Genomic DNA, 25,101 nt, shown 5'->3' with positions numbered 1-25,101 from the left:
GGTTAGGCAGGCTTACAGGCGCGGTTTTTCGATGCGGGAGATATCGTCGGCCCGCTGCCAGGCCGGGCTGCCTTGTGGCAGTTCCCGCTTGGCGCGCTCGGCCCACTGCTTGGCTTCAGGCAGCCTGCCGCCCGCGGCATATTGCTCGGAGGTGGACAGCGCCGCCATGGCGGTATTGCCCTCATCCGCATAGGCCTGCGCCAGTAGGCGGAAGGCGGTGGGGTAGTCGCGTTCAATCTGCGTGGCCCGCTCCAGCGTGGCGCGGGCTTCGGACACCTTGGCCTTTTCGCCGGTGCCCAGCAGCGCCTGGCCGAGCCCCACCAGAATGAGCGGCTGGTTGGGCAGCAGCCGTTCCGCCGCCGCATAGGCATCAGCCGCTTCCGCGGCGCGGCCTGATTCAAACAGGATCTGGCCCTTGAACTCGTGGAAATAGGCGTTGTCCGGATAATCCGCGATCAGCGCATTCATTTCCTGCACCGCCCGGTCCGTATTCGGAATCTTGTAGTACGCAATGGCGCGGGCATAGCGCGCGGGCTTGGAGGTGTCGGTCTCCGGGTAGCGCCGGAACGTCACCGCCGGCCGGTCGATGAAGCCGTGCAGCTTGGCTTTCACCAGCTCCAGCCGCTCCTGCCACTCCTTGGGGTCCTGCGCATCCTTGAAGGGCGACAGCGACACGCGGTTTTCCAGCGCCGCGATACGTTCGCGCGACAGGGGGTGAGTGCGCACATAGGGGTCCTGCGAGCGCTCCGACAGCGCTTCCTGGTCCGCAAGCTTGTCGAAGAAGGACACCAGCCCCTGGCCGCTCTGCCCCGTGCGCTCGAGGAAATCGAGCGCTGCCTGGTCGGCAGAGGCCTCCTGGGTGCGCGAGTAGGAAAGGAAGGTCCGCTGCGCCAGCGTCTGCCCGCCGGTAATCAGCGCAAGGCCAGCGTCACCCGCACCGGCAAACAGCGCGCCAATGCCCAGCAGATAGCCGATGATCGCCGGCGCTGTCGCCGTTGCCACCGCTTCCTGCGAGCGCGACAGGTGGCCGCCGGTGATGTGCCCGGTTTCATGCGCCATCACACCAATGATCTCGTTCGGCGTTTCCGCCTGCTGGATCGTGCCCGTATGCATGAACACGTTCTGGCCGCCGGTTACGAAGGCGTTGATGGACGACGCGTTGACGATATAGGTGTTCACCGCCTGCGGATTGAGCCCCGCCGCCACGAAGACGGGCTCGGAAATGTCACGCAGGAAGGTCTCGGTCTCCGCGTCGCGAATCAGTGAAATGGCCAGCGCCTGCTGCACCGGCAGCACCACGGCCAGCAGCACGGCGATCATCATCCGGGCCAGCCGCATGGGCCGCACGCCCCGCGATCCCCGCCGCCGGGCAGGCACGGGCGCCGTGGAAGTGGTGGCGGAATGGTGCATCGTCTGTTGCATGGTCAGTCCCCGGGGCCCGGATCTACGCCTCAATCATGGTCGTCGCGGTCAACGCTGCGGGCCCGGCTGAGGTTCGGCTGCGTAAGCCAGCCATGCATGATCCCCCGGGTCCCGCACTGATATGCGTCATGGTTAAACGACGCCCAATAAGGCTAGGGAGTAAGGCAGGGGAGAATGCCGACTTGCATCTCACGGTAGGCAGGGCGAAATTGCCCGTCAATCTAACGACAGCGAAGCTCGCGTGGTGTTGAACGAGATGACAGAACTACTCCGTCGCCATGGCCGGAAAAAGGCAAGCCTGACCGAAGGGGAGGGGACCGCAGGCGGTCATTCCCTGCGCCATTTGGCCACCATGGCGGCAACTGCCGCACTGACGCTCGGCCTCGCCGCCTGTTCCTCCGGCGCGGATGGCGGGCGCGATCTCGAGACCGCCAGCTTCCAGGCCGGCGCGGTGGATGATTTCGGCCTCCAACTCGCCGATCTGCCCGACCAGAGCGATTTTGTCGGTGCTATCGTGGCGGATGAGCCGCGCGCCGCCCTTGCCGCCCGCGAGGTGCTGGAAAATGGCGGCACGGCGGTGGATGCCATCACCGCGCTCTATTTCCAGCTCTCGGTCACCATGCCGCATGCAGCGGGCCTCGGCGGCGGCGGTCTCTGCCTCGTGCACGACCCCGACAGCCGCGAAGTGACGAGCTACAATTTCCTCGCCCGCCGCTCCCGCGCAGGTGGCCCCGTCGCCATTCCGGGCAATGTGCGCGGCTTCGCGCTCATGCATGCCGTCCATGGCAGCGCCCAGTGGTCGAGCCTTGTCACCCCGGCGGAAGTGCTGGCCGCCCAGGGCCATGAGGTCTCCCGCGCTTTCGCCCGTGAACTCGCGCCGCTCGCCCCCGCCCTGCGCACCCGCCCGGCGCTCGCCGGCATCTATCTGAAACCGACCGGTGCTCCGCTGCAGGAAGGCGACATGCTGGTGCAGCCGGAACTCGCCGCCGCCCTTGGCCAGGTCCGCGCCAATGGCGCCCGCGGCATCTATGCCGGCAACATGGCCGAGGCCTTTGCCGCCGAAGCCCGCCTGCTCGGCACCGCCATGTCGGTGGAAGAGCTGCGGGCCTACCGGCCGAGCTCCGAGCCCGCCCAGGCCATCAAGGTCGGCAACCAAACCCTGTCGCTGCCCGCCGCCAATACCGGCGCGGGCCGCTACATGGCGTCACTCTGGCCCGCCGCCCAGTCGTCTGACGGCGCAAGCCTCCTTCAGGCCGCCCGGAACGCGCTGGCCCAGGCAGGCGCTGAAACCAATCTCCCCGCCATATTCGGGTCCACTGCCTTCGTGGTCGCCACGGCAGGCGGTGATGCGGCCGCCTGCGCCGTCACCATGAACGGCCCCTTCGGCACCGGCCGCGTCGTACCCGGCTCCGGCATCGTGCCGGCCCGCGCGCCGGATGCCCCAGGCTTCGGCCTCGCCGGCGCCTTCCTCGCTCCCGCCCTCATCACCAACGACTTCAACGGCACCTTCTTCTATGCCGGTGCCGGTGCGGGCGGCCCTCAGGCCCCCGCCGCCGTGCTGGACCTGGCCGACAGCCTCATCGTCCGTTCCGCTGACATCAAGGCGGCGCAGGCGGCCACGGTCTCTGACGCACAGGGCAAGGTGAATGTGGTGGCCTGCCCGGACGGGGCCCCGCGTGACAATGCGGCCTGCGTCTTCGGCGCGGATCCGAACGGCGCGGGCCTCGGCGTGCTTGGCTTCCCGCCGGGCAGCTGACCGGTCCATGGAAAGCTCGAAGCGGGGGCAGGTCGCCCCCTTCATCGTCATGGATGTCATGCGCGCAGCCAATGAGCGCGAAGCGCAGGGCCACAAGGTCATCCACATGGAAGTGGGCCAGCCCGGCACGCCCGCGCCCGCGCTGGTGCGCGAAGCCGCAGTCCACGCGCTGGCGTCCGACAAGCTCGGCTATGCCGAAGCGCTCGGCCTTCCGGCCCTGCGCGCCCGCATCGCCCGCCATTATGAAGAGGCCTACGGGGTGGATGTGTCCCCCAGCCAGGTGGTCGTTACCTCCGGCAGCTCCGGCGGTTTCCAGCTCGCGTTCCTCGCGGCGTTTGATGCAGGTGCCCGCATTGCGCTCGCCATGCCCGCCTATCCGGCCTACCGCAACATCCTCAAGGCGCTCGATCTCGAACCGGTGCCGATCCGCACCGATGCGGAGACAGGCTACCAGCTCACCGCGACCGCCCTTGAGGAGGCAGCCTCCGGCGGCCAGCTCGACGGCGTGCTGATCGCCAGCCCCGCCAACCCCACCGGTGCCATGATCCCGCCCGCGGAGCTCAAGGCCATCGGCCGCGTGGCGCAGACGCGCAACCTGGTGCTCATCAGCGACGAGATCTATCACCGCCTCACCTATGGCACGGTGGACGAGGCAACGGCGCTTGCCGCCAGCCCCGACGCCATCGTCGTCAACAGCTTCTCGAAATATTACTCGATGACCGGCTGGCGCATCGGCTGGATGGTGGTGCCCGAACCCATGGTCCGGCCCATCGAGCGGCTGGCGCAGAACCTGTTCATCTCGGTGCCGACCTTAAGCCAGCTGGCCGCCATCCACGCCTTCGATGCGGCGGATGAACTCGACCGCAATCTCGACGTCTATCGCGCCAACCGCGCGCTGCTGCTCGACGGCCTGCCGCAGGCGGGCTTCGACAGGCTCGCACCGTCGGATGGCGCCTTTTACATCTATGCCGATGTCAGCGGCCTGACCGATGACAGCGAGGCTCTGTGCCAGCGCCTGCTGATGGAAGCGGACATCGCCGTCACGCCGGGCACGGATTTCGACCCCGAAGCCGGGCGCACCACCTTGCGTTTCTCCTTCGCCGGGCCGACCGACCACATGCGCGAGGCCGTGGCTCGTCTCAAGGCACTCAATCTCCGCAAGGGCTAGGGCAGGGCCACAGGTGCTCTTTCCACAATAGAGCAGGACCCAGACAAAAGGGGCGCTGGCCAAACCGGCCCGCGCCCCTCTGTATTTCCGACTGTGGATGCGGCTATTTGCGCCGCTGCCACCAGCCCCGCTTGGCGGGCTTCGACGATTCCGGTGCCGCATCCGCCGTTTCAAGAACCGGCTCAGGCTCTGGCTCCGGCTCGGATTCAGCTTCAGCTTCGGTTTCGCTCTCGGCCGTCTCTGCCTCGGGCTCTTCGGCCGCCTCGTCGGTTTCTGCTTCCGCTTCCGGCTCGGCGTCAGCCTGCGTCTCGGTTGTCTCCTCGGCAGCGGCAGGCTGGGCCACCACCACCGGATCTTCAGCATTGGAGGAATAGGCCACCAGGATCGGGGCCTCCTCGTCATCCGTGTCAGCGCCGCTTACATCAGAAGCATCATCCGCCGACGTGCCGGCAGTGGTGTCCTCTATGTCTTCGCTGTCGCTGTCAGCAGAGGCGTCGTTGCCGTCGGCATCATCGCCCTCGCCGGACGCAGCAGTGCGGCGGTGGCGGCGGCCACCCCGGCGGCCCCGGCGGCGGCGCTTGCGCGGCTTGTCGTCGCCATCCTCGTCCCCGTCGTCGGAGGTCTCGGCAGCAGAAGAAGCGTCATCACCTTCGTCCGACGCATCCGCGCCATCCTGGGTGTCCGCCTTGGTGTCGTTGCCATCGGCATCCTCGCCGTCGCCAGAAGGCTTGCGGCGGCGGCGGCGGCGGCGCTTGGGCTTCTGGCCGGCCTCGTCGTCCGATGTCTCGGCGCGCTCTTCGCGTTCCGCATCCCGGCGCTCGGCTTCCGCAGCACGGGCTTCGGCTTCCGCGTCCAGCGCGGCGTCCTCGTCCTCGTCGAAAGCGCTTTCCATGCTCAGCGCGTCCGTGTCGCTGCTGATCTCCGGCGTCCGGTCATCGGTGCGCTTGATCTGGTAGTCCGGCGCGATCATGCCTTGGTCCGCCACCAGGTAGATCGACACCCGGCACCGCTTCTCGATATCCAGCAGCGAAGTGCGCTTCTGGTTGAGAATGAACACGGCGATCTCCACCGGCACCATCACGTCCAGCGCCTTGGCGCGGCCCTTCAGCGCTTCGGCTTCCACCGCGCGCAGCACCTGCAGGGCGGCGGATTCCGTCGAGCGGATCATGCCCGTGCCCTTACAGTGCGGACACACTTCCGTCGAGCCTTCCAGCACGCCGGACCGCATGCGCTGGCGCGACATTTCCAGCAGGCCGAAGGAGGAGATGCGACCCACCTGGATGCGCGCGCGGTCCTGCTTCAGGCTGTCCTTCAGCTTGCGTTCCACCGCGCGGTTGTTGCGCGGCTCGTCCATGTCGATGAAATCGATGACGATGAGACCGGCCATGTCGCGCAGGCGCAGCTGCCGGGCAATTTCCTCGGCGGCTTCCATGTTGGTGGAAAGCGCCGTCGCCTCGATGTTGTGTTCCTTGGTGGACTTGCCGGAGTTGACGTCGATCGACACCAGCGCTTCCGTCGGGTTGATGACGATATAGCCGCCGGATTTGAGCGTCACCGTCGGCTCCAGCAGCGAGTCCAGCTCGCCCTGCACGCCATAGCGCTGCAGCAGCGCCTCGCGCTCCTTGTAGCGCTTCACGTTCTTCGCATGGCTCGGCATGAGCATGCGCATGAAGTCCTTGGCGTCCTTGTAGGCCTGGTCGCCGTCAACGATGATCTCGTCGATATCCTTCGTGTACTGATCGCGGATCGACCGCTTGATCAGGTCGCCTTCCTCGTAGATGAGGCAGGGGGCCGAGGACTTGAGCGTCAGGTCGCGGATGTTCTCCCACAGCCGCAGCAGGTAATCGAAGTCGCGCTTGATCTCGACCTTGGTGCGGTTGGCGCCTGCGGTGCGGACGATCAGGCCCATGCCTTCCGACACGTCCATCTCGCTCATCGCTTCCTTCAGGCGGCGGCGGTCGCTGGCATTGGTGATCTTGCGGGAGATGCCGCCGCCACGGGCGGTGTTGGGCATCAGCACGCAATAGCGCCCGGCCAGCGACAGATAGGTCGTCAGCGCAGCACCCTTGTTGCCGCGCTCCTCCTTGACCACCTGCACCAGCAGGATCTGGCGGCGCTTGATGACTTCCTGGATCTTGTAGTGGCGGCTGGCGCTGCGGCGCGAGGGGCGGCGGTCACCGCCACCGCGGCGTCCGTCACGGCCCCGGCCATTGCTGCGGCCCCGGCCGCGCCCGCGGCCCTTGCCGCGGCGATTGTCCGGGCGGTCCTTGCCGTCGGCCTTGGTCTCTTCGTCGCCATCCTCGGCATCGTCTTCAGAGTCGTCGTCATCATCCGACGCATCATCATCCGCATCCGCCGCGCTGGCTTCGGTGTCCCCATCGTCAGAGTCGTCATCGTCCGATGCATCATCATCAGCGTCGGTCTCGACCGCTTCGCTGATGCTCTCCGCCTCGGCGGCTGACGCGGCAATGCTGCCGGACGGCTCTTCATCGTCGGACGTAGCGTCGTCGGACGCGTCTTCCGCCTCCGCCGTCACATCCCCCAGGTCGTTTTCAGAATCGTCCTCAGAGTCTTCGTCGGTGTCGTCTTCAGCGTCGCCCTCGGCATCAGCGTCAAAGGCATTGAGGCCGATGTCATAGGCTTCGCCCGTATCGTCCTCATCATCGTCGCTGTCGTCGTCGTCACTGTCAGCAGCAGCCTCGATGTCGTCGTCGTCCTCGTCGTCGAGGTCGACATCGTCATCATCATAGGCCTCGGCTTCGGCAGCTTCCTCCGCCAGCAGCCGTTCACGGTCGGCCACAGGGATCTGGTAGTAATCCGGATGGATTTCGCTGAAGGCGAGGAAGCCGTGCCGGTTGCCGCCATACTCGATGAAGGCGGCCTGCAGGGACGGTTCTACGCGGGTGACTTTGGCGAGGTAGATATTGCCGCGAAGCGGACGCTTGGCTTCGGATTCGAAATCGAAATTCTCAACCCGGTTGCCCGAGACGATGGCCACGCGGGTCTCTTCCCGGTGGGCCGCGTCGATCAGCATTTTCTTGCCCATAGGCGTATTCTCCAGGCGCGCCGGCGCTGGCCGGTATGGGCCCGAGGATCAACTGCCGTCGGGCGGTCCGGGCGGGCTCGAAAGCCGCGCGGCGCGCAAATAGGGATAAGGGGGAGCCGCAGGACATCCGGGCGCAGGACTGCGCGCGTGCAGCCGCGGCGCGCAATGAAGCGTGCTGGCGGCTGGCGGTGGATGTCGAAACGGTCATCGGTTCAGTTTTCAACTTGGGCCGTGTGGGGCGAAAGGCCGCCACCGGTCCGGTACGTCTTCTCGATCCCAGGCATTGCCATCTCTGTGAGGGAGGCCAGCCTGAAACGGTCAAAATTCATGCTTTCGGCAGACCCGCTCACTTGCGGCCGTGCGGCCATCCCCTGCGAGTCATTCGAAATCGGGGCGTGCGGGTGGTTGAAACCGCAGGAAATCGGGGAAAATCTGCCCGGAACGCGGCCTTGGCGACCATCTGCACGACCTATGTTGTAGCCGGGGCGTTGCACAAAGCGCAAGCGGGACGATTGCCGCCGTAAACGCTTCAGGATTTCCCCTCGCAACGGGAGCTTGCGGCCCGGATGGTTTATGACCGGTTAATCAATTGGGGATTAAAGTGCCTCTCCGCCAGACCCGTCCCTTGCGAGGCCAGTGCCGCCGCCGGAGGGCAGGGGAGTGGTTGTCATCGGTCTAGGTGCCTGAACCAGAAGAGTTTTTGGAAACGATGCGTGTCTTCTCCGTCATCTCCCGCAGCCGGTATGTGAGCGGCCGTGGCCGGTCCGCGGGCCTGGTGGCGGCAGTGACGGCCCTGCTGGCCCTCATCCTCCTGCCCGCGATTGCCCAGGCTGCCGCCCCGTCGGTGCTGGATGTGCGCCTTGGGCGCAGCGGTGAAACCACCCGCTTCGTGCTTGAACTGAGCGGCAAGGTGGATGCCAAGGCCTTCACCCTGGCCGACCCGCACCGCCTCATCATCGACCTGCCGGCCCTTGACTGGGAACTCGGCTCTGATTTCGTGCCCACCGGCAAGGGCCTCATCGGCTCCTTCCGCTACGGCCTGTTCCGCCCCGGCAATGCCCGCGTGGTGATCGATCTCACGGGCCCCGCCGCCATCTCGCGCAGCTTCGTGCTGCCGCCGGACCCGGCCAGCAACCGCCAGTGGCGCATCGTGTTTGATCTCGTCGGCACCAGCGACCAGGCCTTCCGCGCCGCCGCGGGCTGGCCGGATGCGCAGCCCGCGGCGGCCCCCGCGCCCAAACTGCCGGACGTGCCGTCCCCGCAGCCCGCATCCAAGGCCCGCAAGGTGGTGGTGATTGATGCCGGCCACGGCGGCGTTGATCCCGGTGCCCTCGGGGCCCGCGGCACCCGCGAAAAGAACGTGACCCTTGCCTTCGCCAAGGCGCTGGGGGAGGCCATCCGCGCCACCGGCAAATATGATGTCCACCTCACCCGCGACACGGACATCTTCATCGAGTTGCGTGAGCGCGTGAACATCGCCCGCCGTCACGGGGCTGATCTCTTCATTTCGGTCCACGCGGATTCGATCGAGCGGCGCGAGGTGCGCGGCGCATCAGTTTACACCCTGTCCGAGAAGGCGTCGGACTCCGAAGCCGCCCGCCTGGCCCGCAAGGAGAACGCCGCCGACATCATTGCCGGTGTCAATCTCGGCGGCGACAGCGACGATGTGCGCGACATCCTGATCGACCTCGCCCAGCGCGAAACCAAGAACCTGTCGGTCCGCTTCGCCCAGACCGTCATCCCCAAGATGTCGAAGGTCACCCGCGTGCTGCGCAACACCCACCGCTTTGCGGGCTTCCGGGTGCTCAAGGCGCCGGACGTGCCCTCGGTCCTCATCGAGCTCGGCTTCCTCACCAATGCCGAGGATGAAAAGAACCTCACCTCCGCAAGCTGGCGCCGCGACACCGCGGCAGCCATCGCCCGGGGCGTCGATGCCTATTTCGCCGAGCGGACGGCGGAGGCCGCCGCCCAGTAAATCCATGATTGCTGGCACATCATCTGCACATGCAGGACGTGATTGGGTAAACCAGTCACGGACGTGCCACAATTGACCACTAATCCCGTCCATGGGTGCTTTCATGGGGGATGATGGCCCGCCTGGAGACAGGCCGGGCTGACGGCTTCGTGCCGACGAGGCGGCCAAACCGGCCAGCTTCGGCGCGCGGGGCGACTGATCGGGGACAGATTTGACCAGATGATGAGAATTCTTGCATACCTGGGCGTGGCGGGCGTGGTGCTTGTTGCCGGGGCCGCCCTGGGTGTCGCCTTCCTGCTGTGGAGCTACTCCCGCGATCTGCCGCCGCATGACCAGCTGGCCCATTACGAGCCGCCGGTGATGACGCGCGTGCATGCGGGCGACGGCCGGCTGATCGCGGAATTCGCCCGTGAGCGCCGCCTCTACGTCCCCATCAGCGCCATCCCCAAGGATCTGATCAACGCCTTCCTCTCCGCCGAGGACAAGAATTTCTATGACCACGAAGGTGTCGATCTCGTCGGCATCATGCGCGCGGTCATCGCCAACATTCAGAACGTCATCAACGACCGCCGCCTTGAAGGCGCCTCGACCATCACCCAGCAGGTGGCCAAGAACTTCCTGCTCACCAACGAGGTCTCCTTCGAGCGCAAGATCAAGGAAGCGCTGCTGGCCCGCCGCATTGAGCAGGCCTATTCCAAGGACCGCATCCTCGAGCTTTATCTCAACGAGATCTATCTCGGCATGGGCTCCTACGGCGTCGCCGCTGCCGCCCTCAATTTCTACGGCAAGTCTCTGGATGAGCTGACCCTGGGCGAGATGGCCTATCTGGCGGCACTGCCCAAGGCCCCAAATAATTACCACCCGTTCCGCCAGCGCGAGCGCGCCGTCGCCCGCCGCAACTGGGTGCTGTCGCGCATGAGCGACAACGGCTTCATCACGCCGTTTGAGGCATCCGTCGCCCGCGCCGAGCCATTCAACGTGACCCCGCGCACCGGCGGCACGCAGATCGTCGAGACCCAGTTCTTCGTCGAGGAAGTCCGCCGCCAGACAATTTCCATGTATGGCGAGGACCAGACCTATGACGGTGGCCTGTCGATCCGCACCACGCTGGATACAAGCCTTCAGGCCCTGATCCGCCGCGAACTGCGCGACGGCCTCGTTGCCTATGACCAGCGCCATGGCTGGCGCGGTCCCCATGCCCGCCTCGACAGCACCGGTGATTGGCCGACGGCCCTCGTGGCCCTCGACACCGCCCGCGATCTGGCGCCCTGGCGCGTCGCCGTGGTGCTTGAGGTCACCAACGACGGCGCCACCATCGGCCTGCGTCCGGACCTCGATGAAGCCGGCAACATGATCAACCCGGGCGAGACCGGCTATGTGCCGCTCTCCGAAATGACCTGGGCGCGCGATTCCAAGGACAACCGCAAGGTCGGCCCCGAGATCACCAAAGCCGGTGACCGGCTTGCCGTGGGCGACGTCATCTGGGTCGCCCCCGTCGCGGCGGAAGACGGCCAGGGCAGTGCCGCCCAGGGGCAATATGCCCTGCGCCAGATACCGGAAGTGAACGGCGCCGTGGTCGCCATCGACCCCCATACGGGCCGCGTCCGCGCACTTGTGGGCGGCTTCAGCTACCAGCTCTCCGAGTTCAACCGCGCCACCCAGGCACTGCGCCAGCCGGGGTCGTCCTTCAAGCCCTTCGTCTACGCGGCAGCGCTCGACAGCGGCTACACGCCATCGAGCCTCGTGCTTGATGCCCCCTTTGTCATCGAGCAGGGCCCGGGCCTTGCGCTGTGGAAGCCGGAAAACTATTCGCGCACCTTCTATGGCCCCTCCACCCTGCGGCTGGGCCTCGAGAAATCGCGCAACGTCATGACCGTGCGCCTGGCCCAGGCCATCGGCATGGACAAGGTCAGCGCCTATGCCCGCCGCTTCGGCATCATGGACGACATGATGCCCGTGCTCGCCATGTCGCTTGGCGCCGGCGAAACGACCCTGCTCAAGATGACCAATGCCTATGCCATGCTGGTCAATGGCGGCAAGAAGATCGAACCCGTGCTGATCGACCGCGTGCAGGACCGCTATGGCCGCACCGTCTTCCGCCATGACGTGCGTGAATGTGCAGCCTGCGCCGCCGACGAATGGACCGGTCAGGCCGCGCCGGAGATTTCCGACACCCGGGAAAATGTGATCGATCCGCGTACGGCCTACCAGGTGGTCTCCATGCTCAAGGGCGTGGTGGACCGCGGCACCGGCCGCACCATTGCGTCTGTCGGCAAGCCGCTGGCCGGCAAGACCGGCACCACCAACCGCGAGCAGGATGCGTGGTTCGTCGGCTTTTCGCCGGACCTCGCGCTGGGCGTCTTCATCGGCTTCGATGATCCAAAGCCCATGGGCCGCGGGGAAACCGGCGGCGGTCTGGCCGCGCCCGTCTTCCGCGACGTGATGAAGGATGCCCTGGCAGATCAGCCCGCCCTGCCGTTCCGCATGCCGCCGGGCGTGACCCTCGTGCGGGTGGATGCCAAGACGGGCCTCGTCGCAGCACCCGGCAGCGAAGGCACCATCCTCGAGGCCTTCAAGGCAGGCACCGAGCCGCGCGCGCCGAGCCAGGTTCTGCGCGGCACCACCACCGATGATTTCTCGCAGGATGTATCCGGCCCCGTGCGCCCGGTGCCCAGTCTGGGAACCGGCACCGGCGGGCTTTACTGATCCGCCCATCGGGCCTAGGTTCCGGCTCTCATATTTCCGTCACACGCGCACGCGGTCAGTCCTCCGGCTCCGTCGGAGGAAGGGGGAGCATCGCACTGCGCGGGCCGGACATCAGGAGTAGTGAAATGCGTGCCGAGATCCGTGATCTCGTCGATGAACTCCAGCAGTCGCTTGCACTGCTGAGGAGGCATCTTTGACCCCGCTTCCACGGAAGCCGAACTTGAAAAACTGAACGCCCGCGCGGAGGACTCAAGCCTCTGGGATGATCCCCAGAAGGCCCAGGACGTGATGCGTGAGCGCACCCGCCTTGAAACCGCGCTCAAGAACTATCGCGATCTCGAAGCTGCATTGAACGACAATGTGGAACTGATCGAGATGGGCGAGGCGGAAGGCGACGACGAAGTCGTGGCGGAGGCCGAAGAGGCCCTCAAGGCCGCCCGCGACCTCGCGGCCGAACGCGAGCTCGAGACCCTGCTGTCGGGCGAAGCGGATTCCAACGACACCTATCTGGAAATTCATGCAGGCGCCGGCGGCACTGAGTCCAATGACTGGGCGCAGATGCTGCTGCGCATGTATATGCGCTGGGCAGAGCAGAAAGGCTATTCGGTGTCACTCGTGGCCGAGACGCCGGGCGAAGAAGCGGGTATCAAATCCGCGACCCTGGAGATCAAGGGTCACAACGCCTATGGCTGGCTGCGCACGGAATCCGGCGTCCACCGGCTGGTGCGCATCTCGCCCTATGACAGCCAGGCCCGCCGCCATACCAGCTTCGCCAGCGTCTGGGTGTTCCCCATCGTGGATGACTCGATCGAGATCGAGATCCCGGAGTCAGACGTGCGCATCGACACCTACCGCGCCTCCGGCGCCGGTGGTCAGCACGTGAACACCACCGACAGCGCGGTGCGCATCACCCATATCCCCACCAATATCGTGGTGCAGTGCCAGAACGAGCGCTCCCAGCACAAGAACCGGGCTACCGCCTGGACCATGCTGCGCGCCCGCCTCTACGAGGCCGAGCTGCAGCGCCGCGAGGAGGAAGCCCAGGCCGAGGCCGCCAACAAGACGGAAATCGGCTGGGGCCACCAGATCCGCTCTTACGTGCTGCAGCCCTACCAGCTGGTGAAGGACCTGCGCACCAACGTGGAAATCGGCAACCCCCAGGCCGTGCTGGATGGCGGCATCGACCCGTTCCTCGCCGCGGCCCTTGCCAACAAGGTGGAAGCCAAGGCCGACGCTGAAGAAGCCGAGGCGGTGGAGTAGGGCAGCGCCCGCGCTCTTGCCACAAGCAACAACGAAAAAGGCCCGCCGGAGTGACCGGCGGGCCTTTTGTTTTCGGATGTCTTGAAAGGCTTACTGCGCGGCCGGGCGGCGCACCACGACGGCGCCATCCTTCACCACGACGCCGCCCTTGTCGTCTTCTGACGACTTGGCGTTGCCGACGGGCTTTGCCGGGCTGGCGGAAGCCGGGGCCTTGCTGTCAGACGAGGACGCAGACGCCTGGGCATCGGCGATCTTCAGGGACGCAGGCTCGGAGACCGGGGCCTTGGTCGGCAGGTCTTCACCCAGCGGGTCGTCGGAATGGCGGCAATTGCCTTCGAAGAAGGCGCCGGTTTCAACGGCGAGCGCTTCGTGCAGGATGTCGCCTTCCACATGGCAGGTGGTGGCCAGCTGCACGCGGCGGGCGCGGATCGAGCCGACGATGCGGCCGCGCACCACGATGTCATCCGCCATCACTTCACCGGTGATGGTGGCGTGTTCGCCGACGGTCAGCGACTGGCTGCGCACGTCACCTTCTACGGTGCCGTCAATCTGGATGTCGCCGGTGGCGATGAGGTTGCCGTGGACGACAAGGTCATCCGAGATGATCGACGGCGCGGAACGGCCGCGACGCGGCGCCGGTGCCGGGGCGGCCTTGGGTGCGCCGCCACTATCCTTCTTCGAGAACATACTGACCTGCCTTCAGAAATTTGGCGGGGTTGGTGACCTTGCCGTCGACCCAGACCTCGTAATGGAGGTGCGGGCCTGTCGAGCGGCCGGACGAACCTATCTTGCCAAGGGTTTCACGAAACTCAACAACATCACCGACTTTGACGTTAATGCTGGCGAGGTGAGCGTAACGGGTCTTGATGCCGTTTCCATGATCGAGTTCCACAAAACGGCCATAGGCACCGCGCCAGCCCGCATAGACGACCTTGCCGGCCATCGGGGCGTGGATCTTGGTGCCGTAGGGTCCGGCGAAGTCGATGCCGGAGTGGAAGGCCAGCTTGCGGTTGAACGGGTCAACGCGCGCGCCGAAATTGCTGGTGGTCTCGATACCGTAGACGGGCTTGGCCAGCGGCAGCTGGCGCAGGGCGTGGTTGAGAACCGAGATGCGGTCCAGATTGGTGGCCACGCGGAAAATCTGGCGATCGAAGCCTTCGCTGCTGTCGCCGTCCGGCGCCATGCTCTCAGCGAAGTTGATGAACGGGCCGCCTTCCGCCACGGCCGCCGCGCTCAGATCCTTGGTCATCTGATCCGGGTCGAAGCCCGTCATCCGGATGATGCTCTCGATCTCCTTGATTTCAAGATCGGTCTCTTCCTCGATGCGGTTCACCAGCTGCTGCTGGACGAGGTCGAGATTTTCGAGGCGGTGGTCCATGAAGGCCACCTTTTCCTCGTGGCGCATGCCGTCCGCGGCCTGGGCGATGGCGGTGAACGCGCCGCCGCGATTGCTCAGGTGACCATGCAGGTCAGGCGGGGAGACATCCACCCGGCTTTCCCGGAACGCACCTTCCACCGGCGCCGGACGCAGCATGATGCGCGTTTCCCCATCCGCCTTGTTGCGGCGGGTGCCCGGCAGGCCCGCGATCTTCTTGCGCATGTCATCAAGCTGGCTGCGCACTTCGCGGGAATGGTTGAGAAGGTCGGCGAGCAGGCCGTGCTTGGCTTCCAGCTCGGTCGTCTGGTCCAGGAAGCGCGACTGGGCGAGGACCATTTCGGTCGACACTTCGTCATAGGCCGCCTGCATTTCCGCGATGCGCTGCTCATAGGCGGACTGCATGCGGATGAATTTGCGATCCTTGGCCGCAATGATCTGGTCCTGGAAGACCACGTTCACCGAGGTGAAACCGACCCAGCCGAGGAAAAAGATAGCGCCCAGCGCCAGCACTGCCTGCGTCCAGCCGGACAGGGCCATGAACTGAACCTGACCGTGGCTTCGCAGATAAAACTGGCGTTCTGTGAACAGCCGGCGGATCCCCCGAACCACCGAACCCGAAAAATCGGAGCTTGTTGACACTTTACCCCTCTAAGCGCCTGTTACCCCCCAAGAGGGAGAAATAGAAACGTATTGCTGAAGCGATTTCAACCGGTTGGGGTTAATATTCCCTGACCTGGTTAATCGCCGGGACCGCCGGAACGTCTCAAAGCAGCACATCGCCGCCCTGTTGCCGTACCGCTTCAGTCAAGAGTGGTCCGATTCCGTCGCGTGCCCAAACAATTTGCAGAAAATTGTGCACGTCATGTGCCAGCCATCAGCTGTGCAAAACCGGCCTGGGCCCGGGCGTCTTCGTTGAACGGGCCCTTGAGGGTGCCGGTGTGATGGGTTTCGACCAGGGAGTCAAACAGCACCTTGGGCAAAACCTTGCGGCGGCTCGCCGCAGCCTCGAACCAGCGCACGCCCGCGGCCACATGGCCGATCTCATCCTGGTAGATCACGTCCAGTATCTGCGCGCTTTTTTCGTCACCCGCCCGGGTCAGCGCCGCCACGGTCTGCGGTGTCACGTCCAGCCCGCGGGCTTCATGCACCAGCGGCACGATGGCCAGCCGCGCCGCCAGGTCGTGCGCCGTCGCCTCCGCCGCCTGCCACAGCCCGTCATGGGCGGGCAGATCGCCATAGGCGGCACCAAGCTCCCCGAGCCGGGCCTGCAGCATCAGGAAGTGTTTTCCTTCTTCATCCGCCACCCTCACCCAGTCGTTAGCGAAGGCGCGGGGCAGGGGTGCGCCCTCATCGTCCGGGAAGCGCGCCAGCAGGTCACAGGCAAGGTCGATGGCATTGAGTTCGATATGCGCCAGGGCATGCAGCAGCGCCACCCGGCCCGCGAGACTGCCGGGACCGCGCCGCTTCATGGCGCGCGGGGGCAGGAGGTCAGGCTTTTCCGGCCGCGCTGGCCGGTCCGGCACCTCGACGCCATTGGACGGCCCCTCACCGGCAGCGCCGGGCCAGGCCAGCAGCCCCGCCCGCCAGTCCGCCGCCAACTGCCGCGCTGCCAGTGCCTTGTCCTCCGGCGGCGCGGTCAGCAGCACGCCGACCGCGCGCGTCCGGAGACTGTCTGGCGTGTGGCTCAAAGCGCCTTCACCGCGTCCAGCACCTCATCCACATGGCCGGGCACCTTCACCTTGCGCCACACCTGGGCGATCTTGCCTTTGCCGTCGATCAGGAAGGTGGAGCGCTCGATGCCCATATATTTGCGGCCATACATGCTCTTTTCGACCCACACGCCGTAAGCCTCCGTCACCGCGCCTTCCTCGTCGGAGCCCAGGGTGATGGTCAGGTCGTGCTTGTCCTTGAACTTGTCGTGCTTCTTCACCGGGTCGCGCGAGACGCCCAGGATGGCCGCCCCGGCCTTCTCGAAATCCTTGAGCCGCTCCGAAAAGCCGATCGCCTGTTTGGTGCAGCCGGATGTGTCGTCCTTCGGATAGAAATAGAGCACCAGGGGCTGGCCCTTGTAGTCCTTCAGCGCGGCGGTGCCGTCACCATCAGTGGGCATGGAAAAGGCAGGGGCCTTGTCGCCGGCGGCAGGTCCCGGTGCGTCCTTGGTGGCCATGGATCAATTCTCCTTCTGGGCGGTTGTGGGCATGGCGGTCATTGGGCAGGCAGGTGCCTGTCTATATCGTCTGAAAGCCATATTTCACCAATATGGTGCAAGTGGTGGCGGTGACAGGCTTTTCCATCGGTTATTTGCCGACGGTATTTGCCATTATGAACGTTGATTCGTCAGGGCCGCCGCCATTTTCCCTGGTGCCCGCCGGCCGCCTCCGCCCCGGTCCCCAATTCGCGCAAGAGACTGACCCCGCTTGATCCGCCCCGCCACCAAGATTGCCCTCGAAGTCGTCGCCGGCCTGCTTGCCGTCGCGTTGCTTCTGGTGGGGGCTGCGGCCTGGCGGCTGTCCGAAGGCCCGCTGCCGGTCAGCTTCCTGACGCCCCTGGTCAACCAGGTGGCAAATGACAGCCTGCCTGACAATGACGTGCGGATCAGCGACATGGTCATCGCCTGGACGGACGCCAAGGGCGGGCTCGAACTGCAGGCGGTGGATGTCACCATTCTTGATGCCGAAGGCGGACAGGTGGTCACCATTCCGCGGCTGGCGGTGGATTTCAGCCTGCGCTCGGCGCTGGCCGGACGCCTCGTGCCCAAGAAGCTGGCGGTCGCCGGTGCATCGCTCACCCTTGTGCGCCAGCGCGACGGCGGCATCAGCTTCGGCCTCAATGACGCGGGCCTCGGCACAAGACCACTGCCGGCGCCTGAACCCCAGGTCTCCGAGCAGAGCGATGCCCTCATCGCCACGCTGCTGGATGCGATCTCGGCGCCCGAGGAAGGCAGCGAGGACAGCGGCCGCAGTCTGCAGGGCCTCTCCATCCGCGATGCCGCCATCACCGTGTTCGACCAGCGGTCGGGCGGGCTGTGGCTCGCTTCCGGCGTCAGCCTCGAATTCCGCAACACACCCATGGGCATGGCCGGCGTCATCAACGCCCATGTGCTGTCACCCGGCGGCGAATGGGACCTGATCGGCACCATCCGCGCCAACGGCCCCGAAGACCCGGTGGTGATCGTTGCCAATGTCAACGAGATCCGCCTGCCTGATTTCGCCCGCACCATGGTGGCGCTGGAGCCCTTGGCGCTGATCGATGCTGCCGTCAGCGGCCGTGTCATCGCCAAGCTCAACCGGGATGGCCTCACCATCTCCGAAATGGAAGTGAACCTGGACGCGGGCGAGGGCAGGCTGACCCTGCCGGTCAACGAGCCGGAACCCTTCTACCCGCCCAAGCCCCTTGGCTATGACGGCAAGCCGCAGCCGGAAGACCCCAAGCCGCCCTATACGCCGCGCCCCTGGTCCTATGAAATCGACAGCGCCCACATCCAGGGCCGTCTCACCTGGCCTGAAGGCAAGGTGCACCTCACCGATTTCGCCGTGAAGGGGGACGCCATCGACCTTGCCGTCTCCGGCAGCGGCCGCATCATGGTGGATGAGGCGGGCGACGTGTCCGCCGTGCGCGTGGACCTCAAGAGCGGGCCGCTCGCCATCAACGTCCCGAAGGTCACCGTCGGCCTCTCGCGCATCGACGGGCTGGAAACCGCTCTCGACTACGACATTGCCGAAGGCCGCCTCGCCATCGAAAAGGCCGCGGTCACCCTCGGCGAAGGCCAGGTCAGCCTCTCCGGCGACATCGCGGACCTTGCAGGCGATGCCCCGGCAGTCAGCCTTGACGGCGAGATTACCGACATCCTGTTCAATGACCTGATGCAGGTGTGGCCGCCCCGCGTGGGTCATGGCGCGCGGGAATGGGTGAAAGACAATATCTCCAGCGGTCTCTTCTATACCGGCACGCTCACCATGCGCGCGGGCCCCGGCGACCTGTCGCAGACCCCGCTGCCGGATGACGCCATCAAGGCGGAACTGGCCTTCTCGGACGTTACCGGCCGCTACCTCAAGGAGCTGTCGCCGATCCGGGACGGCCGCGGGAAGATGCACCTCACCGGCAACAGCTTCCGCGCCGACATCACCGGCGGCTTCATCGAACCGGCGGCAGGCGGCCGCATCGAAATCATCGACGGCGGCTTTGCCACGAAGGATTTCCACATCCGCGGCAACAATGCCGACATCTTCGTCAATGCCCAGGCCTCCATGACCGCCATGCTGGCGCTGCTGGACGAGGAGCCGCTTGGCTATACCAGCGATTTCGGTCTCGACCCGCGCGACGTCGATGGCACGGCCAAGGTGCGTATCAGCACTGTCCTGCCCATGCGCAGCCTGCTCCAGTTCGAGGATGTGACCTTCCGCGCCGAGGGCAGGGCGCAGTCCCTGTCCATGCCGGACCTTGCCGAGGGCGTCACCCTCGACAGCGGCGACATGGCCTTTGACGTCAACAACACCCGCCTGCGCAGCAACGGCACCATGCGCCTTGCCGGCACGCCTGTGGCGCTGAGCTGGGTCGAGGATTTCAATGCCAATGGCGGCCCGAGCAGCACCTTCGAGATCGCAGGCACCGTGGATGAAGCCACGCGCGCCCGCCTTGGTTTCCTGCTTGCCCGCAACATCAACGGCGCGCTGCCGGTGGAAGCAACCCTCAAGGGCAGCGGCCCGGACATCTCGTCGGCCCGCTTCGCAATTGATCTTGGCCCCGTCACCGTCATGGAACCGCTCATCGGCTGGCGCAAGGAAGCGGGCATCCCCGCCACCCTGTCCGGCAGTTTCGATCAGGCGGGCGACGGCGCCGTTTCCCTGTCCGGCCTCAATCTGTCCGGCCAGGGCGTGCAGCTCCAGGGCAACGTCATGTTCGCGCCCGACGGGGCGCTCGCCCGCGCCTCCCTGTCACGCCTGCTGCTGGCCAACGGCACCGACCTGACAGCCACCGCCACCCGCTCGCCGGAAGACGGCATCCTCCGCGTGGATGTCAACGGTGCCACCTTCGATGCCCGTGACTTCCTCGACGGCCTGTTCGACGGCGATGACACGTCCGAGGATGACGGCACCGAAGAAGCCGCCCAGATCATCATCGCCAATGCCACTGTGGACCGGGTCATCCTCCACAATGGCGAAGAGCTGTCGCGCACAGCAGCGCATCTGGAACTCAAGGGCGGCAGCATGCGCCAATTGTCCGTGGACGGCGCATTCGCCACCGGCGGGGCACTGACCCTTGAAATGAAGCCCACCACCTATGGCACCCGCACGGTCACCGCCAGCTCCGGCAATGCGGGCGCGGTGCTGCGCGGGCTCGACCTCTACAACAATGTGGACGGGGGAGACGTGGATTTCGACGCCGAGATCGACGACCGCCAGGCCGGCAGCCCGCTTGAGGGTGAGCTTACCGGTGAGAACATCCGCATCCGCAACGCGCCCGTGCTGGCCAGCATCCTGACGCTCGGCTCTCTCACCGGCATCCGCGACACGCTGCAGGGCGACGGCATCCTGTTTACCCGGCTCGAAGCGCCCGTACGCGTCAACCAGCGCGCCATCGACCTCAAGGACGCGATCTTTTCCGGCCCCGCCATCGGCGCCACCATCAAGGGGCATGTCAATCGGGACACGGACGAGATTGATCTCGGCGGCACCATCGTGCCCGCCTATACGATCAACAGCTTCCTCGGAAACATCCCGGTGCTGGGCGATATTCTCGTCGGCCGTGAAGGCGAGGGACTGTTCGGCGTCACCTACCGCATTTCCGGCGTGCAGAGTGATCCGGAAGTAACGGTGAACCCGCTCGCAGCGCTGGTGCCCGGCATCTTCCGCCGCCTGTTCGAAATGGGCGGTGCACCAAGCGACGGTGGAGCCCAGCGCAGCGAGGCTGATACGTCAGATGCAGGTGCTACGGCAGACACGGGTGAAACGGAAAGCGCCGGAGCCCCGAGATTCCCCGTGCCCCGGCCCATCCCATCGCCCGCAGCGCCTGCCGCGGAAGGCAGCGCCGGCGACGAAGGCTGACGCAGCCCGCGCCAGTCAGCCCTTGCGGATCAGCACGTGCCGCTTCTTGCCGGCAGACAGCTTGGCCGCCCCGTCCTTGAGGTCGGCATCGCTCAGGGTCGCCCGCCAGTCCGAGACAGCTTCATCATTGATCCGCACACCGCCGCCCTGCACCAGCCGCCGGGCTTCGCCGGTGGATTTGCTCAGCCCCGCTTCCACCAGCGCCGTCAGCACGCCGAGACCCTCAGCCCACTGATCAGCGGCGATGTCGACGCTCGGCAGGTCCGATGCAGCAACGCCTTCCTCGAAGGTCTTGCGTGCGGTCTCTTCGGCGGCCTCCGCCGCCTCGCGCCCATGCGCCATGGCGGTAGCTTCTGTTGCCAGCACCTTCTTGGCGTCGTTCAGTTCGGCACCGTCCAGCGCTTCCAGCCGGGCAATCTCATCAAGCGGCAGATCGGTGAACAGGCGCAGGAGCTTGCCGATGTCGGCGTCTTCGCAATTGCGCCAGTACTGCCAGTAATCATAGGCCGACAGCATGTCTTCGTTGAGCCACACGGCCCCGTCCGCCGTCTTGCCCATCTTGGCACCAGAAGCCGTCGTCAGCAGTGGCGAGGTGAGGCCCACAAGCGCGGCGTCATCCATGCGGCGGCCGAGATCGATGCCGTTGACGATATTGCCCCACTGGTCCGAGCCGCCCATCTGCAGCGTGCAGTCATAGCGGCGGGCCAGTTCGGCAAAGTCATAGGCCTGGATGATCATGTAGTTGAATTCCAGGAAGGACAGGTTCTGCTCGCGTTCCAGCCGCGTCTTCACGCTGTCGAAGGAGAGCATGCGGTTGACCGAGAAGTGCCGGCCAACGTCGCGCAGGAAATCCACATACTGAAGATCATCCAGCCATTCCCGGTTATCGACCATGATCGCGCCCGTCGGGCCGTCATCGAAGGACAGGAACTTGGAGAACACCTTCTTGATGCCTTCCTTGTTCCTGGCAATCGCCGCGTCATCCAGCAGCGGCCGCGCGGAATCCCGGAACGACGGATCACCGATGCGCGTGGTGCCGCCGCCCAGCACGACGAGCGGGCGGTGGCCTGCCTTCTGCAGGGCACGCAGCATCATGATCTGCACCAGCGAGCCCGCGTGCAGGCTCGGCGCCGTGCAGTCAAAGCCGATATAGCCCGTCACCACACCGTTGCTCAGGCTTTCGTCCAGCGCGTCGAAGTCCGAGCACTGGGCGATGAAGCCGCGGTCGTTGAGGTGGTTCAGGAAGTCGGATTTGTAGGTGGCCATGATCCGGTCGCTTGCTGGCTTGAAAGGAAGGGCAAAACTGTTGCCCGCGGAGCATTGGTTCCGCGGATGCGGGGGATTAGCATGTTGGTCCGCGCGCCGCAAAGGACCTGCACCGGCAGCCAGGACGGCGCGCCTGAAACCGCGTGCCGATCCCGATCCGCCTCATGGTAAGGAGCCAGACTGCCCATGGCCGAGCGACAGCGTATCCACACGGCCATCGGCCTGATGAGTGGCACCTCCATGGACGGGGTGGATGCCTCCCTCCTGCGGACCGACGGCCACACGCTGGTGGAGCCTGGGCCGTCCCTCGCCATTCCCTATCCCCGCGCCCTGCGCGACCAGGTGGCTGCCGAGCTTCCCGGCGCCATGGCGCTGACTGCGCCGCGCCCCCTGCCGCCGTCGCTGGTCGAGCTTGAGCGTGAGATCACCCACATGCAGGCGGATGTGGTGCTGCAACTGCTCGAGGAGGCGGACATTGCGGCAAGCGAGGTGGATGTGATCGGCTTTCACGGCCAGACAGTCGCCCACCGGCCGGACGCAGGCTGGACCCTCCAGCTCGGCGACGGGCGGCTGATGGCGGCAGAGACGGGCATCGATGTCGTCAACGACTTCCGCTCCGCTGACATGGCGGCTGGCGGCGAGGGCGCGCCTCTGGCGCCGCTCTATCACCTGGCCCTGACGCATGAGATGGAAGGCCACCCCATCGCCGTGCTCAATCTCGGCGGCATCGGCAACGTCACCTATATCGCAGGGGGCGATGCACCGCCGCTGGCTTTCGACACCGGCCCCGCCAATGCCCTCATCGACGAATGGGCGCTGGCCCGCGTCGGCGAACCGTTTGACCGCAATGGCGCGCTGGCGCGCTCAGGCACTGTCGATGAGACCGTGCTGTCAGCGCTGATGGACAATCCCTATTTCACCCGCACCCCGCCCAAATCGCTGGACCGGCTGGACTTCTCCTATGCCCCGGCTGATCACCTGCCGGACGCGGATGGCGCGGCCACGCTGGTGGCCTTCACGGTGGAAAGCATCGCGCGCGCCATCGACCATCTGCCGCAGGCACCGCGCCTGTGGATCGTCGTCGGCGGCGGTCGGCGTAATCCGGTGCTGATGGGGGAGTTGCAGCGCCGCCTGAGTGTGCGTGTGATCGCCGCTGAAGAAGCAGGCTGGCGGGGCGATACGCTGGAGGCGGAGGCCTTCGCCTATCTCGCCGTGCGCAGCCTCATGGGACTGCCCCTGTCGCTGCCCACCACCACCGGCGTCGGCACGCCCACGCCCGGCGGCACCCGCCACCGGGCTGGGGCACAGGCAGCCTGAAGCCGCCTGAAGCAGCCAACAGCAAAAGGTGGCCTGGGCGTCAGTCCTTGGGGGTGACGATATTGTCTTCGGCGAGGCGGCGGTCGAGATAGGCCGCGGCCAGTTCCAGCATTTCCTTGCTGCCGGTCTCGAAGAAATGGTTGGCACCCTTCACCACTTCCTGGTCGATGGTGATGCCCTTCTGCGCGCGCAGGCGCTCCACCAGCTTCTCCACATCTTCCACCGGTGACACCTGGTCCTGGTCGCCGGAGACGAACAGGCCCGAGGACGGGCAGGGGGCCAGGAAGGAGAAGTCGTAGGAATTGGCGGGCGGGGCCACCGAGATAAAGCCGTCGATCTCGGGCCGGCGCATCAAGAGCTGCATGCCGATCCACGCCCCGAACGAGAACCCGGCCACCCAGCAGGTGCGCGCATCCACATTATAGGTCTGCAGCCAGTCGAGTGCCGCTGCGGCATCCGACAATTCGCCCACGCCGCCGTCAAAGCCGCCCTGGCTGCGCCCCACACCGCGGAAATTGAACCGCAGCACCGAGAACCCACGATTGGCAAACATGTAGAACAGCTCATAGACGAGCGCGTTGTTCATGGTGCCGCCGAACTGCGGATGCGGGTGCAGGATCAGCGCGATGGGGGAATTCGGTTTTCCCTGGTGATGGTAGCGGCCTTCGATTCGGCCCGCCGGGCCGTTGAAAATCACGTCGGGCATGGATTGGTGATAGACGGGAAGCTGCGCCTGCCGGGCCCTGTTTCCGAGTGGATTGATTGGAAATCAGCCATCCATCCGCCGAAAACGCCCGATTAGCAGGCTTTTCCCGCATCCCTTTCTTGACTAAAACACTCGGGTTTATTACTTCTGACAGCAACAGCGTCAGATCTGCGCCTCTCTTAGCACAAGCGCAGGACGCGATTGCAAGCATTCCATGCCGGGGCAGGGCCAGGTCAGGGCCCGAATGTCCCGCAGGCGCGGAAAACCACCCGGAATACGGTCTCTCATGACCAGTCCGGTGAGGCCGCCCGGGAATGCAGGCGGGCACCGGTGCGGGAGGCACCGGCAAAGACCGTGGCAGGCCGGGTGACCCGGCTGCTGCGCATGACGTCATCAGGGGGTCAGACAGCGCCGCGCGGGCCGGAGGGGTCTTGCGTCAGGCGCAACAAGCAGGTCCGGCAACGTCCCATGGCGATCCATGGGCAGGCCGGCGATGGAGAGACCTTATGAAGCTGAGCACCAAAGGCCGCTACGCCGTCATGGCCATGGCCGATCTGGCGCGGTTCGGCGGCAAGAAGCCGGTATCCCTGGGCGAAATCGCCGGGCGCCAGGAAATCTCGCTGTCCTATCTCGAGCAGCTCTTCGCCAAGCTGCGCAAGGCCGGCATCGTCAAGAGCGTGCGCGGGCCGGGCGGCGGCTACCATCTGGCGCGCGACCCGGACGATATCCTGATTTCCGACATCATCCTGTCGGTGGACGAGCCCATCAAGGCCACCCGCTGCCGTCCCGGGGCGGGCGAGGGCTGCCTGGGCAACGGCACGCGCTGCATCACCCATGATTTGTGGGATGAGCTGAGCCGCCAGATTCACCTGTTCCTGAGCGCGGTCACCCTGGGCGACGTGATCAACCGCCGCGTCCTCGGCCGCAGCGGCGTGTTCGGCGACATGACGCCGGAAATCGCCGGCCGAGACGGGGCGGATGCGCCGGTCTCCGGCAAGCGGCCTGCCGCACTGGCGACCGGCATCGCCGCCGCCGGCGAATAGCTCCGGGAGACGAC

Annotated in this window: 16 protein-coding genes; 8 read left to right on the top strand and 8 right to left on the bottom strand. The window is 65.9% G+C overall.

The features are described from left to right. Positions 1-12: 12 nt before the first annotated feature. On the bottom strand, positions 13-1,422 hold the full coding sequence (locus HG718_RS08065; protein ID WP_160587507.1) for a M48 family metalloprotease: 1,410 nt from the start codon (positions 1,420-1,422) through the stop codon (positions 13-15). Positions 1,423-1,678: 256 nt separating this feature from the next. On the opposite strand from HG718_RS08065, the gene HG718_RS08060 reads away from it, so the two are divergent. Continuing rightward, the gene (locus HG718_RS08060) at positions 1,679-3,178 is read left to right on the top strand and encodes a gamma-glutamyltransferase (RefSeq protein ID WP_160587508.1); all 1,500 of its coding nucleotides are present in this window, start codon (positions 1,679-1,681) and stop codon (positions 3,176-3,178) included. A gap of 7 nt (positions 3,179-3,185) precedes the next feature. Next, positions 3,186-4,346 carry a pyridoxal phosphate-dependent aminotransferase gene (locus HG718_RS08055; protein WP_160587509.1) on the top strand — a complete coding sequence of 387 codons (1,161 nt, stop codon included), beginning with the start codon at positions 3,186-3,188 and terminating at the stop codon, positions 4,344-4,346. A 103-nt stretch (positions 4,347-4,449) separates the two neighbouring features. On the opposite strand, the gene HG718_RS08050 is transcribed toward HG718_RS08055, so the two are convergent. Continuing rightward, positions 4,450-7,392 carry an Rne/Rng family ribonuclease gene (locus HG718_RS08050; protein ID WP_160587510.1) on the bottom strand — a complete coding sequence of 981 codons (2,943 nt, stop codon included), beginning with the start codon at positions 7,390-7,392 and terminating at the stop codon, positions 4,450-4,452. Between the two features lie 709 nt (positions 7,393-8,101). On the opposite strand from HG718_RS08050, the gene HG718_RS08045 reads away from it, so the two are divergent. From HG718_RS08045 to prfB, 3 genes are all read left to right on the top strand, one after another. Beyond that, positions 8,102-9,367, top strand: a complete 1,266-nt coding sequence (locus tag HG718_RS08045) for an N-acetylmuramoyl-L-alanine amidase (protein ID WP_160587511.1) — start codon at positions 8,102-8,104, stop codon at positions 9,365-9,367. A 219-nt stretch (positions 9,368-9,586) separates the two neighbouring features. Continuing rightward, positions 9,587-12,073 (top strand): penicillin-binding protein 1A, encoded by a 2,487-nt coding sequence (locus HG718_RS08040; protein ID WP_160587512.1) that lies wholly within the window; start codon positions 9,587-9,589, stop codon positions 12,071-12,073. A 125-nt stretch (positions 12,074-12,198) separates the two neighbouring features. Then, a protein-coding gene (gene prfB, locus HG718_RS08035; RefSeq protein WP_188658405.1) for a peptide chain release factor 2 occupies positions 12,199-13,333 on the top strand; the annotation gives its coding sequence in 2 pieces (ribosomal slippage) (positions 12,199-12,264 and positions 12,266-13,333; 1,134 coding nt in all). Between the two features lie 90 nt (positions 13,334-13,423). Here prfB and HG718_RS08030 read toward each other — a convergent pair. The 4 genes from HG718_RS08030 to bcp all read right to left on the bottom strand — a co-directional run bounded on the left by HG718_RS08030 (position 13,424) and on the right by bcp (position 16,878). After that, a complete protein-coding gene (locus tag HG718_RS08030) occupies positions 13,424-14,020 on the bottom strand; it encodes a bactofilin family protein (protein WP_160587513.1) in 597 nt (198 codons plus the stop codon). Beyond that, positions 14,001-15,320 (bottom strand): peptidoglycan DD-metalloendopeptidase family protein, encoded by a 1,320-nt coding sequence (locus tag HG718_RS08025; protein ID WP_036263609.1) that lies wholly within the window; start codon positions 15,318-15,320, stop codon positions 14,001-14,003. Before HG718_RS08025 ends, HG718_RS08030 begins: the two co-directional genes overlap by 20 nt. Positions 15,321-15,571: 251 nt before the next feature. After that, positions 15,572-16,399, bottom strand: a complete 828-nt coding sequence (locus tag HG718_RS08020) for a ferritin-like domain-containing protein (protein ID WP_205345660.1) — start codon at positions 16,397-16,399, stop codon at positions 15,572-15,574. Then, complete coding sequence (bcp, locus tag HG718_RS08015) at positions 16,396-16,878, bottom strand: thioredoxin-dependent thiol peroxidase (RefSeq protein ID WP_160587514.1); 483 nt, start codon at positions 16,876-16,878, stop codon at positions 16,396-16,398. Before bcp ends, HG718_RS08020 begins: the two co-directional genes overlap by 4 nt. A 250-nt stretch (positions 16,879-17,128) precedes the next feature. On the opposite strand from bcp, the gene HG718_RS08010 reads away from it, so the two are divergent. Next, positions 17,129-20,755 carry a DUF3971 domain-containing protein gene (locus HG718_RS08010; protein WP_160587515.1) on the top strand — a complete coding sequence of 1,209 codons (3,627 nt, stop codon included), beginning with the start codon at positions 17,129-17,131 and terminating at the stop codon, positions 20,753-20,755. Between the two features lie 15 nt (positions 20,756-20,770). Here the strand turns inward: HG718_RS08010 and tyrS are convergent, their stop codons facing one another. Further along, positions 20,771-22,021, bottom strand: a complete 1,251-nt coding sequence (tyrS, locus tag HG718_RS08005) for a tyrosine--tRNA ligase (RefSeq protein ID WP_160587516.1) — start codon at positions 22,019-22,021, stop codon at positions 20,771-20,773. Positions 22,022-22,207: 186 nt separating this feature from the next. On the opposite strand from tyrS, the gene HG718_RS08000 reads away from it, so the two are divergent. Then, positions 22,208-23,338, top strand: coding sequence for an anhydro-N-acetylmuramic acid kinase (locus HG718_RS08000; RefSeq protein WP_160587517.1), 1,131 nt, complete (start codon positions 22,208-22,210; stop codon positions 23,336-23,338). 40 nt (positions 23,339-23,378) lie between these two features. Here the strand turns inward: HG718_RS08000 and HG718_RS07995 are convergent, their stop codons facing one another. After that, positions 23,379-24,044, bottom strand: a complete 666-nt coding sequence (locus HG718_RS07995; RefSeq protein ID WP_027843709.1) for an alpha/beta hydrolase — start codon at positions 24,042-24,044, stop codon at positions 23,379-23,381. A 506-nt stretch (positions 24,045-24,550) separates the two neighbouring features. Here HG718_RS07995 and HG718_RS07990 point away from each other — a divergent pair. Next, positions 24,551-25,087, top strand: coding sequence for an Rrf2 family transcriptional regulator (locus HG718_RS07990; RefSeq protein WP_160587518.1), 537 nt, complete (start codon positions 24,551-24,553; stop codon positions 25,085-25,087). Positions 25,088-25,101 lie beyond the last annotated feature (14 nt).

Origin of the sequence: Pyruvatibacter mobilis, from assembly GCF_012848855.1 — a bacterium.
Taxonomy (GTDB): domain Bacteria; phylum Pseudomonadota; class Alphaproteobacteria; order CGMCC-115125; family CGMCC-115125; genus Pyruvatibacter; species Pyruvatibacter mobilis.
The sequence above is the reverse complement of the archived record's forward strand: the minus strand, read 5'-3'. Positions and strand labels throughout refer to the sequence as shown.

Excerpts from the sequence above, each read along its gene's own strand:
- HG718_RS08065 (WP_160587507.1), bottom strand. The coding sequence starts at position 1,422 with ATGCAACAGACGATGCACCATTCCGCCACCACTTCCACGGCGCCCGTG.
- HG718_RS08060 (WP_160587508.1), top strand. The coding sequence starts at position 1,679 with ATGACAGAACTACTCCGTCGCCATGGCCGGAAAAAGGCAAGCCTGACC.
- HG718_RS08055 (WP_160587509.1), top strand. The coding sequence starts at position 3,186 with ATGGAAAGCTCGAAGCGGGGGCAGGTCGCCCCCTTCATCGTCATGGAT.
- HG718_RS08050 (WP_160587510.1), bottom strand. The coding sequence starts at position 7,392 with ATGGGCAAGAAAATGCTGATCGACGCGGCCCACCGGGAAGAGACCCGC.
- HG718_RS08045 (WP_160587511.1), top strand. The coding sequence starts at position 8,102 with ATGCGTGTCTTCTCCGTCATCTCCCGCAGCCGGTATGTGAGCGGCCGT.
- HG718_RS08040 (WP_160587512.1), top strand. The coding sequence starts at position 9,587 with ATGATGAGAATTCTTGCATACCTGGGCGTGGCGGGCGTGGTGCTTGTT.
- HG718_RS08030 (WP_160587513.1), bottom strand. The coding sequence starts at position 14,020 with ATGTTCTCGAAGAAGGATAGTGGCGGCGCACCCAAGGCCGCCCCGGCA.
- bcp (WP_160587514.1), bottom strand. The coding sequence starts at position 16,878 with ATGGCCACCAAGGACGCACCGGGACCTGCCGCCGGCGACAAGGCCCCT.
- tyrS (WP_160587516.1), bottom strand. The coding sequence starts at position 22,021 with ATGGCCACCTACAAATCCGACTTCCTGAACCACCTCAACGACCGCGGC.
- HG718_RS08000 (WP_160587517.1), top strand. The coding sequence starts at position 22,208 with ATGGCCGAGCGACAGCGTATCCACACGGCCATCGGCCTGATGAGTGGC.
- HG718_RS07995 (WP_027843709.1), bottom strand. The coding sequence starts at position 24,044 with ATGCCCGACGTGATTTTCAACGGCCCGGCGGGCCGAATCGAAGGCCGC.
- HG718_RS07990 (WP_160587518.1), top strand. The coding sequence starts at position 24,551 with ATGAAGCTGAGCACCAAAGGCCGCTACGCCGTCATGGCCATGGCCGAT.